Annotated in this window: 11 protein-coding genes; 8 read left to right on the top strand and 3 right to left on the bottom strand. The window is 63.6% G+C overall.

Features of this window, described 5'->3' with window-relative positions; all coding sequences use genetic code 11:
- Positions 1-5: 5 nt before the first annotated feature.
- Positions 6-1280, bottom strand: coding sequence for an NAD(P)/FAD-dependent oxidoreductase (locus ACVWWD_RS29125; RefSeq protein ID WP_352732365.1), 1275 nt, complete (start codon positions 1278-1280; stop codon positions 6-8).
- 16 nt (positions 1281-1296) lie between these two features.
- Entirely contained in the window at positions 1297-1965 is a 669-nt protein-coding gene (locus ACVWWD_RS29120; RefSeq protein ID WP_023775133.1) for a haloacid dehalogenase type II, read from the bottom strand.
- A gap of 320 nt (positions 1966-2285) precedes the next feature.
- Between ACVWWD_RS29120 and ACVWWD_RS29115 the strand changes: the two genes are divergently transcribed.
- The 7 genes from ACVWWD_RS29115 (at position 2286) to ACVWWD_RS29085 (ending at position 10678) form a co-directional block, all read left to right on the top strand.
- The gene (locus ACVWWD_RS29115) at positions 2286-3125 is read left to right on the top strand and encodes a GNAT family N-acetyltransferase (protein ID WP_352566715.1); all 840 of its coding nucleotides are present in this window, start codon (positions 2286-2288) and stop codon (positions 3123-3125) included.
- Between the two features lie 13 nt (positions 3126-3138).
- A complete protein-coding gene (locus tag ACVWWD_RS29110) occupies positions 3139-4512 on the top strand; it encodes an aspartate aminotransferase family protein (RefSeq protein WP_023775129.1) in 1374 nt (457 codons plus the stop codon).
- Positions 4513-4773: 261 nt separating this feature from the next.
- Positions 4774-5466 carry an HAD-IA family hydrolase gene (locus ACVWWD_RS29105; RefSeq protein WP_435053072.1) on the top strand — a complete coding sequence of 231 codons (693 nt, stop codon included), beginning with the start codon at positions 4774-4776 and terminating at the stop codon, positions 5464-5466.
- A gap of 62 nt (positions 5467-5528) precedes the next feature.
- A complete protein-coding gene (locus tag ACVWWD_RS29100) occupies positions 5529-7139 on the top strand; it encodes an ABC transporter substrate-binding protein (protein ID WP_352566709.1) in 1611 nt (536 codons plus the stop codon).
- 88 nt (positions 7140-7227) lie between these two features.
- Entirely contained in the window at positions 7228-8178 is a 951-nt protein-coding gene (locus ACVWWD_RS29095; protein ID WP_031241819.1) for an ABC transporter permease, read from the top strand.
- Positions 8179-8180: 2 nt separating this feature from the next.
- The gene (locus tag ACVWWD_RS29090) at positions 8181-9026 is read left to right on the top strand and encodes an ABC transporter permease (RefSeq protein ID WP_031241820.1); all 846 of its coding nucleotides are present in this window, start codon (positions 8181-8183) and stop codon (positions 9024-9026) included.
- Positions 9023-10678, top strand: coding sequence for an ABC transporter ATP-binding protein (locus tag ACVWWD_RS29085; protein WP_352550182.1), 1656 nt, complete (start codon positions 9023-9025; stop codon positions 10676-10678). The genes ACVWWD_RS29090 and ACVWWD_RS29085 overlap by 4 nt, the downstream gene beginning before the upstream one ends.
- Before the next feature lie 15 nt (positions 10679-10693).
- Here the strand turns inward: ACVWWD_RS29085 and ACVWWD_RS29080 are convergent, their stop codons facing one another.
- Positions 10694-11170 carry an Lrp/AsnC family transcriptional regulator gene (locus tag ACVWWD_RS29080; protein ID WP_031241821.1) on the bottom strand — a complete coding sequence of 159 codons (477 nt, stop codon included), beginning with the start codon at positions 11168-11170 and terminating at the stop codon, positions 10694-10696.
- Between the two features lie 222 nt (positions 11171-11392).
- On the opposite strand from ACVWWD_RS29080, the gene ACVWWD_RS29075 reads away from it, so the two are divergent.
- Positions 11393-12718 carry an NAD(P)/FAD-dependent oxidoreductase gene (locus ACVWWD_RS29075; protein WP_023775122.1) on the top strand — a complete coding sequence of 442 codons (1326 nt, stop codon included), beginning with the start codon at positions 11393-11395 and terminating at the stop codon, positions 12716-12718.
- Positions 12719-12746: the final 28 nt, after the last annotated feature.

Here is a 12746-nt window from a genome sequence, read left to right as displayed (position 1 = left end):
AAAGATCACTGAATTCGATCGAGCGCCTTGTAGTAGAGGCCGATCATCGGCAGGAACCAGGGCTTGCCGGAATAGCCGGGAATGGCAGGCCACTCGAACCCCTTCATAGGATTGCGATCCTCGCGGCCGAGCATGGCATCGGCCATGATCATGCCGAGATGCGTGGAAAGCTGGGCGCCATGGCCGGAATAGCCCATCGCGTACCAGACCCCATCATGGTAGCCGGCCCGCGGGAAGCGGTCCTTGGTCATGTCGACCAGCCCGCCCCAGCAATAGTCGATCTCGACCTTGGCGAGTTGCGGGAAGATTGTGGCAAGGCTTGCCTGCAATATTCGTCCGCTCCTGGCGTCGGAGCGCTGGTCCGACGTCGCCGAGAAGCGTGCGCGGCCGCCGAAGATCAGGCGGTTGTCAGGAGAGAGCCGGAAGTAGTTGCCGATGTTCATCGAGGTCACGCATGTCCGGTTGCCAGGCATGGTCGCGGCGAGCTCGGTGTCGCCCAACGGCCGCGTGGCGATGATGAAGCTGCCGACAGAGATGATCCGGCGGCGGAAATAACCGAAATTCGGCGTGGTATAGGCGCCGGTCGCCATCAGCACATTGTCGGCGCTGATCCGACCGCGCGAGGTGGTGATCTCATGCTTGCTGCCGACCTGCTTGCGATCCGTCACCGCCGCGTTCTCATGGATGACGGCACCGTGGCGGGCAGCGGCAGTGGCCAGGCCGGCGACATAGCGGCCCATATGCATCATGGCGCTTTTCTTCGACAGCATCGCGCCATGAAAGGGCGAGACGATCTCGGATCTGAGATCGTCCGCCGACAGCAGCGCCGTATCCGGATCGACCTCGGCATGGAGCGCTTCGAAGTTGCGGGCGATTGATTCAAAATGCTGCGGCTTGGAGGCGAGCTTCAGCTTGCCGGCGCGGCGGAAATTGCAGTCGATGCCTTCCTCGGCGACCAGCGTCTCGATAGTGTCGACCGAGTCGTCCAGCGCCCGGTAGAGCGCGATCGCGCGTTCCTTGCCAAGCTCCGCCTTGGCAGAGAGGTAGCTGTGGGCGAGGCCGTTGTTCAGGTGCCCGCCATTGCGTCCGGATGCACCCCACCCCACCCGCTCCGCTTCCAGCACCGCCACCTTGGCGCCGGCCTTCGCCAGGCGGTGCGCCGCGGCAAGGCCGGTGAAGCCGCCGCCTATGATGGCGGCATCGTAGTGCCCCTCGACCGGGTCCTGCGCGCCGCAGGAAAAGACCGGGGCGGTGTCGTGCCAGTAGGAGACGAACTTCATCGGCAATCCGCCTGCTTCAGAGCCCAACGACGCCTGGAAGACCCGAAATGTCCGATATTTCGACATAGCCGTAGTGCGGGTTGGCCGGTTCGTGGCCGCGATTGACCCAGACCTTGTTCTTGATGCCGAGATCGTGCGCCGACATCAGGTCGTAGCGGAACGAAGACGAGCAGTGAAGAACATCCTCCGGGCCGCAACCCAACCTGTCGAACATGTATTCGAAGGCCTTGAAGCGTGGCTTGTATGCCTGCGCCTGCTCGGCCGTGTAGACGGCATGGAACGGCGCACCGAGCTTCTCGACATTGGACATGATCTGCGCGTTCATGGCGTTGGACAGGATGACCAGCGGAATTTCCTTGGCGACCTTCGCCAGGCCGGCCGGAACATCGGCGTGCGGCCCCCAGGTCGGAACGCGCTCGTAGATCATCCCAGCGTCTTCGGCGCTGAAGGCGATACCGTTGCGCTTGCAGGTGCGCTCGAGCGCGTTGTGGACGACGTCGGCATAGGGCTTCCAGTCGCCCATGATCTCGTCGAGCCGATACGCCGCGAAATTCTTGATGAACTCCTGCATGCGCGGCTCGTCGAGCCGGCTGCCATAAAGATCGCGCGCCGCTTCCGCCATCTGGAAAAAGGTCAACGTGCCGTAGCAGTCGAAGGTGATGTATTTGGGCCTGAAGGAAGCCATGTCCGTCGATCTCCGGTGGAAGCACATCCATGCTGGGATGTATTTCATCATAGGACGGCAGGCAGCGACCCACCTGACCGAAATCGCCCTCGCGAAAGCAGAAAGTTCCGTATCCGCCATCCGGTTTGGCACGCTGTAGCATCTGGCGCGCCGATTGCGGCGCCGCGATCGGCGTGAAACGCATCCGCCGCGGACAGCGCCAGCACAAGATGCGGCGCACCGCTTGCGCTACGGCGAAAGATACCGCCGAAGCCAATGCCTTCAGATGATCTGCTGCGCGCCGATGGCCGAGACTTGGGCACTAGACGGAAGGAGGCCTCATGCAGCAGGGCGAGATCGAACTCCAGGCCTTCGGGCCGGACCATATTGAGGGCGCCGTGGCGCTTTCTCGCCAGGAGAATTGGCCGCATCGGCGGCAGGACTGGCAGATGGCGCTGCAGCTCTCGACCGGTGCGGTCGCGCTCGACAACCAGGGCCGCGTCACCGGAACCATCCTGGTCACGCCCTACGGCGCGGATTGCGCCATGATCAACATGGTGATCGTCGACAGGAACGCGCGCGGCAAGGGGCTTGGGCGCCGGCTGATGGATCAGGCCTTCGCCCTTGCCGGCGACCGTCCGCTGCGGCTCGTCGCGACAACTGACGGCATGCCTCTCTATGAAAAGCTCGGCTTCGTGCCGTCCGGTACAATCCGGCAACATCAGGGCAGCGTCGCCAAACTTGGTGCGCCCGACGGCGTGGAAGCCGCAGACACCGCCGATCTCTTGGAAATCAAGGCGCTGGACCGCGACGCTTACGGCGCCGACCGTGAAGCCCTGATCGACGCACTGGCGGAACGCGGCCAAATCGCCGTCATCCGCCGCAATGGCGCCATCGAGGCCTATGCCGCGATCCGCCCGTTCGGGCGCGGCGAGGTGATCGGTCCCGTCATCGCGGCAAGCGCCGACGAGGCGAAGGCCCTGATCGGCTTCTTCGCCGCACCGCGTCCCGGCGCCTTCCTGCGCGTGGATACCGGCAGCGGGACCGGCATGGCCGGCTGGCTCGAAGAAATCGGTCTCGCCCATGTCGGCGGCGGCGTGGCCATGGACCGTCCGCCCAAGACGGTCGCGGAACAGGCCAGGCCCAGAGTTTACGCCCTCGCCAACCAGGCGCTCGGCTAGTCCGGAGGATAGAATGCTCGCCAATTCCCTAATCGAACTCGACCGCGCCCATCTCATCCACCCGGTCTCTTCATACCGTGGTCACGAGGCGCAAGGCGTCCGTGTGTTGAAATCGGCGAAGGGGGCGACCGTGACCGATGCGTCCGGCCGGCAGCTTCTCGACGGCTTCGCCGGGCTGTGGTGCGTTAATGCCGGCTACGGCCTCGACAGCATCGTCGAAGCGGCGGCCCGGCAGATGCGCGAGCTTCCCTATGCCACCGCCTATTTCGACCTCGGCTCTGAGCCGGCCATCCGCCTCGCCTCGGAACTGGCCGAGCGCGCGCCAGGCGACCTCAACCACGTCTTCTTCACGCTTGGCGGGTCGGACGCGGTCGACAGCACGATCCGTTTCGTCCGCTACTACTGGAATGCCAAAGGCGAACCGAAGCGCGACCAGTTCATTTCCATCGAGCAGGGTTATCACGGCTCGTCTGTGGTCGGCGCGGGCCTGACCGCCCTGCCCGCCTTTCACGCCGGCTTCGGCATTCCCTTCGAATGGCAGCACAAGATCCCCTCCCCCTATCCCTATCGCAACCCGGTAGGCGAGGACGGCAACGCGATCATCGCCGCATCACTCGCCGCGTTAAAGGCCAAGATCGAGGAGATTGGACCGGAGCGGGTCGCTGCCTTCTATGCCGAGCCGATCCAGGGCTCGGGCGGTGTCATTGTCCCGCCGAAGGGCTGGATCAAGGCGCTGCGCGAACTTTGCCGGGAGTACGGCATCCTGTTCATCGCCGACGAGGTGATCACCGGCTTCGGCCGCACGGGACCTCTGTTCGCCTGCACGGAGGAGGACATCGTTCCAGACTTCATGACGACCGCGAAGGGGCTGACTTCCGGCTATGTTCCTATGGGCGCCGTGTTCATGGCCGATCATGTCTATAACGTCATCGCCGACGGCGCGGGCGCTTCGGCGGTCGGCCACGGCTACACCTATTCCGCCCATCCCGTCAGCGCCGCCGTCGCGCTCGAGGTGTTGAAGCTCTATGAAGGCGGCCTCCTGGAGAATGGCATCAAGGCCGGCGCTCGGCTGATGGCGGGCTTGGAGGGTCTGAGGAACCATCCGCTCGTCGGCGATGTTCGCGGTCGCGGGATGCTTGCCGCGATGGAACTTGTAGTCGACAAACAGAAGAAGACACCGCTTCCCGTATCGGCCATGCCGGCGCGGCGCCTCTTCGACAGGGCGTGGGGCAATGGCCTGATCATCCGTGCCTTTGCCAACGGGGTTGTCGGCTACGCTCCCCCGCTCTGCTGCACCGACGACGATATCGACGCGATCGTCGAGCGCACGCGCCTGACGCTCGACCAGACGCTGGACGATGCCGACGTCCGCCAGGCCCTGGCATGACGGGCGACAACGTGTTTCGAAATAGCGCCGGGGCAGACGATTTCGCAATTTTGTGCCGCAGCCCAGCGCCTTTTCGGCGAATCCAGCGCGGGGGAAGTGCCAGACTGCTTATAAGACAAGGCCAGAAGCCCCGAACTTCCGGGTTTTTGAAAAGGCCGACGCCCCGGACAGCACGGAATTTTGTTCTGTTCAGCACGATGCAATTCGGCCGCGAGCAGAGGAGAGCCAGTCTTGGCCAGGGGCTTTAGCAAATTCAAATACATGACCTTCGATGTCGTCGGCACGCTGATTGACTTCGAAGGTGGCATCACGACCTGCCTGGCCGAGATTGCCGCCGACGCTGGCGTTCCCGTCGATGGCGAAGCCGCGCTGAGCCTTTACCGGCAGGCCCGCTACATGCCCGATGCGAGCCTGTTTCCCGACGATCTCGTGCGTGTCTACATGGTCATCGCGCCGCAGCTCGGCCTGCCGGCCGAGGAGAAATACGGCGTGCGCCTGCGGGAGTCCGCCAGCCTCTGGCAAGGCTTCCCGGACAGCGCGGCGGCATTGGCCGAGCTTGCGAAATCGCACCGGCTGATTGCCATGACCAACGCCCGGCGCTGGGCGCTCGACCATTTCGAGAAGCAGCTCGGATCGCCCTTCTTCGCCACCTTCACGACCGACGACACCGGCACGGAGAAACCAGATCCGGCGATCTTCCAGAACGTCTTCGATTTCGTCGCCGCAAGGGGCGACAGCAAGGACGACATCCTGCACGTCGCGCAAAGCCAGTATCACGATATCGGCATATCCCGGGCGCTTGGCTTGACCAATTGCTGGATCGAGCGCCGGCATGCCCAGAAGGGCTATGGCGGCACGATCGAACCCGACCGCTTCACCGTGCCGGACCACCACTTCACCTCAATGGCCGCGTTGGCGTCGGCCGTGCGGGAAAGCCTGAAGGAACGAACCTGACCAAGCCCGGAAAGCCGCGTCAAGACGAGCAAGCCGGAAAACAAACAGAAAGGGGAATGATTATGACCGACAAGATCACGAACTGGACCAGCGCAGACGATGCCATGGTCGAAAATGCCATTCGGCGGGGCGCGAGCCGCCGCGAACTCCTCAAGATGCTGTTGGCCGGCGGCGCCGCGGTTGCCGCGGGCAGCATGGTGCTTGGCCGCGCCACCAATGCCGTCGCCGCCACGCCGGTTTCCGGCGGGAGCTTCAAGGCCGCCGGCTGGTCGTCCTCGACCGCCGACACGCTCGATCCGGCAAAGGCGTCGCTGTCGACCGACTATGTCCGCTGCTGCTCGCTCTACAACCGCCTGACTTTCCTCGACAAGGATGGCGTCACGCAGATGGAGCTGGCTGAAAGCTTCGACAGCAAGGACGCCAAGACCTGGACGGTGAAGCTGCGCAAGGGCGCCACCTTCCACGACGGCAAGGCCCTCACCGCCGACGACGTCGTCTTCTCGATGAAGCGCCATCTCGATCCGGCGGTCGGTTCCAAAGTCGCCAAGATCGCCGCGCAGATGACCGGCTTCAAGGCAGTCGACAAGTCGACCGTGGAAATCACGCTGGCCGACCCGAATGCCGACCTTCCGACCATCCTGGCCCTGCATCACTTCATGATCGTGGCGGACGGCACCACCGACTTTTCCAAGGGTAATGGCACCGGCGCCTTCGTGCTGGAAGCGTTCGAACCGGGCGTGCGGTCGGTCGTCACCAAGAACAAGAACTACTGGAAATCCGGCAAGCCCTACCTCGACTCGTTCGAATTCATCGCCATCAGCGACGACAGCGCCCGCGTCAACGCCCTGCTTTCCGGCGACATCAACTTCGCCGCCTCGATCAATCCGCGCGCGATGAAGCTCATCGGCGGCCAGCAGGGCTTCCAATTGTCGAAGACGACCTCGGGCAACTACACGGACCTCAACATCCGGCTCGACATGGATCCGGGCAACAAGGCCGACTTCGTGGCCGGCATGAAGTACCTCGTCAATCGCGAGCAGATCGTCAAATCGGCATTGCGCGGCCTTGGAGAAGTCGGCAACGACCAGCCCGTCTCGCCGGCAAACATCTTCCACAATGCCGACCTGAAGCCGAAGGCTTTCGATCCGGACAAGGCCAAGTTCCATTTCCAGAAGTCAGGTTTGCTCGGCCAATCCATCCCCGTGATCGCCTCCGACGCGGCGACATCGTCGATCGACATGGCGACGATCATCCAGGCCGCCGGCGCGGACATCGGCATGAAGCTCGATGTCCAGCGCGTCCCGTCCGACGGCTATTGGGACAATTACTGGCTCAAGGCGCCGATCCATTTCGGCAACATCAATCCACGCCCGACGCCGGACATTCTGTTCTCGCTCCTTTACGCCTCCAACGCGCCTTGGAACGAAAGCCAGTACAAGTCGGAGAAATTCGACAAGCTAATGATCGAGGCGCGCGGCTCGCTTGACCAAGCCAAGCGTAAGGAAATCTACGGCCAGATGCAGACCATGGTCTCCGAGGAGGCCGGCACCATCATCCCGGCCTACATTTCCAACGTTGATGCCCTCTCCAGCAAGGTGAAGGGTTTGGAGGCGAACCCACTCGGTGGCATGATGGGCTACGCAATGGCGGAATATCTCTGGCTCGAAGCCTGAGAGGCGCCTGCCAGGGACCGGACAGCCAGTCCCTGGCACCTTAATTGCGCAACATGGCTTGGCCGAACGCAACCGCAGGAGCGCTTCCATGACGTCTGGGGTTCTAAACCTCGTGTTGAAGCGGCTGGCAATCGCGGTCATCACGCTTCTGATCGTCCTGTTCGCCGTTTTTTTCGCCACCAGCATGCTACCCGGCGACACCGCGTCGATCCTGCTCGGCCAAGCGGCGACACCCGAAGCCGTCGCCGGCCTGCGCGAGGCTATGCATCTCAACGATCCGGCAATTCTGCGCTTCCTGCGCTGGCTTATCGGCCTGCTCCACGGCGATCTCGGCACGTCCTATGCCAACGAGATGCCGGTCGCGGCGCTGATCGGCGGGCGCTTCGTCAACACCATGGAGCTCGCCGGCATCACCACGCTGCTCTCTGTGCCGCTGGCGCTGACGCTGGGCATCACCTCCGCCATGTTGCGCGGTTCTCTCTACGACCGCGCCGTCACCATTCTTTCGATCGGCGTCATCTCCGTGCCGGAATTCATGGTCGCGACCCTCGCGGTCCTGCTTTTCGCCGTCTATCTCAAATGGCTGCCGGCGCTGTCCTCGGTCAATGAGGCGCATACGCTGACTGACCTCGTGCGCATTTACGCGATGCCGGTGATCACGCTCACCTTCGTCATCTCCGCCCAGATGATCCGCATGACCCGCGCTGCGGTGATCGAAACACTCTCCACGCCTTATGTCGAGATGGCGCTTCTCAAAGGCGCCTCACGCGGGCGCATGGTGCTCAAGCACGCACTTCCCAATGCGCTCGGGCCGATCGTCAACGCGGTCGCGCTGTCGCTGTCCTATCTGGTCGGCGGCGTCATCATCGTGGAGACGATCTTCAATTATCCCGGCATCGCCAAGCTGATGGTCGATGCGGTCGCGACCCGCGACCTGCCGCTGATCCAGAGCTGCGCGATGATCTTCTGCCTCGGCTATCTCTTGCTTATCACCGTCGCAGACATCATCGCCATCATGTCCAACCCGAGGCTCAGGTGACGATGGCGCGCGTGGCAGCTTCCCGACGGTCCTTCCTGGGCCACAGCTACAATCTGGTGGGCGTGGTGGCCTCGCTGGTCATCGTGGCGTGGACGCTGATCGCCATCTTCGCGCCCACGATCATTCCCCATTCGATCGGCGATATCGTCGACGACGATTATTTCGGCCCGATGCGTCAGGGGCTGTGGCTCGGCTCGGACTATCTGGGGCGCGACATGCTCTCGCGGGTGCTGATGGGCGCGCGTTACACCGTCGGCATATCGCTCGCTGCCGTCGCCATCGCCTGCTTCTCGGGCGTCGTGCTAGGGATGGTCGCGGCCGTCACCGGCGGCTGGCTCGACAGCTGCCTCAGCCGCTTCCTCGATGCCATGAATTCCATTCCTAGCAAGCTGTTCGGCCTTGTGGTCGTCGCCGCGGTCGGCTCGTCGATCCCGGCGCTGATCCTGACGCTCGCCGTCATCTATATACCCGGCGCCTATCGCTTCGCGCGGGCGCTCGCCGTCAACATCAACAGCATGGACTTCATGACCGTCGCCCGCGTCCGCGGCGAAAGCACCGCGTACCTCATCGGATCCGAGATCCTGCCCAACATCATACGCCCGGTGCTGGCCGACTTCGGCCTGCGCTTCGTCTTCATCGTGCTCTTGCTCTCCGGCCTGTCCTTCCTCGGCCTCGGCCTCCAGCCGCCGCTCGCCGACTGGGGCGCGCTGGTGCGCGAGAACATCGGCGGCCTGCCCTTCGCGGCACCGGCCGTCATTGTGCCCTCGCTGGCGATCGCCAGCCTCACCATCAGCGTCAACCTGCTGATCGACAACCTGCCGCGGAAGATCAGGGACAGGGACGCATGAGCAATCTCGTGGAGGTCAGGAACCTGAGGATCGAGGCTACGACGGACTCGGGTCGTGTTGTCGAAATCATCAAGGGCGTCAGCTTCGATATCGCCGATGGCGAGATCGTCGCCCTGATCGGCGAGAGTGGTTCCGGCAAGACGACGATCGCGCTCTCGCTGATGGGCTATGCGCGGCCTGGCTGCCGGATCACCGGCGGCGAGATCAATGTCAACGGCAAGAACATGGCGGCACTTTCCGAACAGCAGCGCGCCAAGTTGCGCGGCACCGACATTGCCTATGTTCCGCAAAGTGCCGCGGCCTCCTTCAACCCCTCGTCCACCATCATGGAGCAGGTGATCGAGGTTACGCGCATCCACGGGCTGATGCCGCCCGAGCAGGCGCGAAAGCGAGCGGTCGACCTGTTCCGGGCCTTGTCGCTGCCGGATCCGGAAGGGATCGGCGCGCGCTACCCGCACCAGGTTTCGGGGGGGCAATTGCAGCGGCTGTCGGCGGCCATGGCGCTCATCGGCGATCCCAAGCTGATGATCTTCGACGAGCCGACGACGGCACTCGACGTGACGACGCAGATCGACGTGCTGAAGGCATTCAAGTCGGTCATGCGGGCGGGCGGGATAGCGGGGGTCTACGTCTCCCACGACCTCGCCGTCGTCGCCCAGATCGCCGACCACATCGTTGTGCTGAAGAGCGGCGAAGTGCAGGAGACCGGCACTACGGCTCAGATACTTTCGGCTGCCCAGCACCCCTATTCGCGCGAACTGCTGGCTGCCTTCGAGCCGAAACCGCGGCAAGCACATGCGGACGCGGATGCGCGGACGAAAGAGCTGCTGCGTATCGATAATGTGACTGCCGGCTATGGTGCGGTGCGGGCTGACGGACTGCCGCTGATCCGCGCTGTCAATTCCGTCAGCCTGGTCGTCGAGAAGGGGCGCAATCTCGGCGTCATCGGCGAATCCGGCTGCGGAAAATCGACGCTCGCACGCGTCATCGCCGGCATCCATCCGGCAGCGGCCGGCGACATCATCTTCGACGGCAAGCAACTGGAGCGTACCGCTGGGAAACGCAGTCAGGACGACCTGCGTGAGATGCAGATCGTGTTCCAGTATGCCGATACCGCGCTCAATCCGGCCAAGCCTGTGGAGGACATCATCTCCCGGCCGTTGGCCTTCTATCACGGGCTCGACAGGCAGGCGCGCTCCAAGCGCGTCGATGAACTGCTCGACATGGTGCGCCTGCCTAGGACGCTACGCTACCGTCGCCCGTCGGAGCTCTCGGGCGGCCAGAAGCAGCGGGTGAACTTCGCGCGCGCTCTGGCGGCCGACCCCAAGCTGATCATCTGCGACGAAATCACTTCGGCGCTCGACACGGTGGTGGCGGCCGCCGTGATCGAACTGCTCAAGGAGTTGCAGCGCGAGTTGGGCCTTTCCTACATTTTCATCAGCCACGACCTCTCCGTCGTCGAGGCCATCTGCGACGAGATCATGGTCATGTACAACGGCGAGCGGGTGGAGCAGATCACGCCCGACAAGCTGAAGGCGCCCACCCATCCCTATTCCAAGCTTCTGTTCTCCTCAGTGCCGAAGCTTGATCCGACCTGGCTCGACGGCCTTGTCCGCGACCCCGAGCTCGTCAGCCGGTACGGCCACCGTTGAAGAAGCGGCAAAGCCTCACCTCGGAAACAGGCTGGGCAGCGGCATGTGCGCCTTGACGATGGGAGACTTCAGCACCACGAAGCTGAAATACTTGTCGATGCCGATGTCCATGTCGGTCAGGCGCTCCATGATCGTCTGGTACTCGCCAATGCCCGCGGTCACGAATTTCATCAAATAGTCGTAGCCGCCCGACACGAGGTGGCATTCGATGACCTGGTCGATCTTCTCCACGACGGCGAGAAAGCGGGCGAAGTCCACCTGGCGGTGGTTCCTCAAGGTGATTTCGGTAAATACGGTCAGCATCTGGCCGAGCTTGCCGATATTGACCTGCGCCGAATAGCCTTCGATGTAGCCTTCCGACTGCAATTTCTTGACCCGCATCAGGCACGGGCTCGGCGACAGATGCACCAGTTCGGCCAGTTCCACATTGGTGATGCGACCGTTCTTCTGCAATTCGTGAAGAATTCTGATGTCGATCCGATCCAGTTTCACGGCCGTCTCCGAAGAACGCATGCCACAGCACAAAATGCTGCCGTACCAACAACATTGACACTACCACAGCCCACCGGCCTGTCCATCCAAGCGGACACCGCTTTAAAACGCAGCGACTCCCGTTTTTAACCGAGCTGGCGGAATAAAATTCCGCGGCGGCCTCAACTGCAGCAGCGGCTGCCTGCGCAACGAGCTAGATTGGCGCTTCAAGGTAGAGAGACAATGCCCGCGCCGCTGCAGCAAATCGAGACATCTGGCGAACTGCCCCAATCCGCGGACGCTGTGGTGATCGGCGGTGGAATCGTCGGTATATTCGCCGCCTACTATCTGGCCGGGCGCGGCATGCAGGTCGTCCTTGTCGAAAAGGGACGCATCGGCGCCGAGCAATCCAGCAGGAACTGGGGATGGTGTCGCCAGCAGAACCGCGACGCCCGCGAGCTGCCGATGGCGACGCGAAGCCTCGATCTTTGGGAGCGCTTTGCAGCGGAAACTGGCGAGGACACCGGCTTCCGCCGCTGCGGGCTGCTCTATCTCAGCAATGACGAGGCGGAACTGGCCGGCTGGGCGCGCTGGCGTGACTTCGCCAAAACGGCCGGCGTCACCACGCACATGCTTGACAGCGCCGAGGCCAGCGAGCGGGGCCGCGCCACGGGCCGGACCTGGAAGGGCGGCGTCTTCTCGCCGACGGATGGCACCGCCGATCCGTCGCGGGCCGCGCCCTCGGTCGCCCGCGCCATCCTCAAGCTCGGGGGCTCCGTACACCAGAATTGCGCCGCCCGCGGCATCGAGACGGAGGGCGGGCGCCTGAGCGGCGTGGTCACGGAAAACGGAACGATCCGGACCAAGGTGGCGGTGCTGGCCGGCGGCGCCTGGGCTTCCTCCTTCTGCCATCAGTTCGGTTTCCGCTTTCCGCAGGCGTCGGTCCGCTCCTCAATCCTGTCCGTCTCGCCCGGTGCGGAGGGCCTGCCGGATGCAGTGCATACGGCCGGGATCTCGGCCACCCGGCGCAGCGACGGCGGCTATACGCTCGCCATAACCGGGCGTGGACGCGTGGACGTAACGCCCCAGCAGCTGCGTTTCTCCACGCAGTTCCTGCCCATGTTCCTGAAGCGGTGGCGAAGCCTCGGGCCCGGCGGGCTGCAAGGCATGCGTTCGGGCCACGAAACGCTGCGGCGTTGGCGGCTCGACCGGCCAACGCCGATGGAGCGGATGCGCATCCTCGATCCGGTTCCGGATCAGGCGACCATCCGCCTGACCCACGCTCGGGCGCTCGCGCTGCTGCCGGCACTGCGCCAAACAAAGATCAGCGCGACCTGGGCCGGCTACATCGACAGCACGCCGGACGGCGTGCCCGCCATCGGCGAGATCGATACCGTTCCGGGTTTCTTCCTGGCTGCCGGGTTTTCGGGACACGGCTTCGGCATCGGACCCGGCGCCGGGCATCTCGTCGCCGATCTGATGACCGGGTCGGAACCGATCGTCGACGCGACATCCTATGATCCGCGGCGCTTCGATGGTTCGGCCTGGGGCAAGGTCGCCGACTTCTGAGACGTGGTCTATGCCAATATCCAGGCGT

Source organism: Mesorhizobium sp. URHB0026 (assembly GCF_054059755.1).
The sequence above is the reverse complement of the archived record's forward strand: the minus strand, read 5'-3'. Positions and strand labels throughout refer to the sequence as shown.

Excerpts from the sequence above, each read along its gene's own strand:
- ACVWWD_RS29120 (WP_023775133.1), bottom strand. The coding sequence starts at position 1,965 with ATGGCTTCCTTCAGGCCCAAATACATCACCTTCGACTGCTACGGCACG.
- ACVWWD_RS29075 (WP_023775122.1), top strand. The coding sequence starts at position 11,393 with ATGCCCGCGCCGCTGCAGCAAATCGAGACATCTGGCGAACTGCCCCAA.
- ACVWWD_RS29115 (WP_352566715.1), top strand. The coding sequence starts at position 2,286 with ATGCAGCAGGGCGAGATCGAACTCCAGGCCTTCGGGCCGGACCATATT.
- ACVWWD_RS29110 (WP_023775129.1), top strand. The coding sequence starts at position 3,139 with ATGCTCGCCAATTCCCTAATCGAACTCGACCGCGCCCATCTCATCCAC.
- ACVWWD_RS29095 (WP_031241819.1), top strand. The coding sequence starts at position 7,228 with ATGACGTCTGGGGTTCTAAACCTCGTGTTGAAGCGGCTGGCAATCGCG.
- ACVWWD_RS29085 (WP_352550182.1), top strand. The coding sequence starts at position 9,023 with ATGAGCAATCTCGTGGAGGTCAGGAACCTGAGGATCGAGGCTACGACG.
- ACVWWD_RS29125 (WP_352732365.1), bottom strand. The coding sequence starts at position 1,280 with ATGAAGTTCGTCTCCTACTGGCACGACACCGCCCCGGTCTTTTCCTGC.
- ACVWWD_RS29100 (WP_352566709.1), top strand. The coding sequence starts at position 5,529 with ATGACCGACAAGATCACGAACTGGACCAGCGCAGACGATGCCATGGTC.
- ACVWWD_RS29105 (WP_435053072.1), top strand. The coding sequence starts at position 4,774 with ATGACCTTCGATGTCGTCGGCACGCTGATTGACTTCGAAGGTGGCATC.
- ACVWWD_RS29090 (WP_031241820.1), top strand. The coding sequence starts at position 8,181 with ATGGCGCGCGTGGCAGCTTCCCGACGGTCCTTCCTGGGCCACAGCTAC.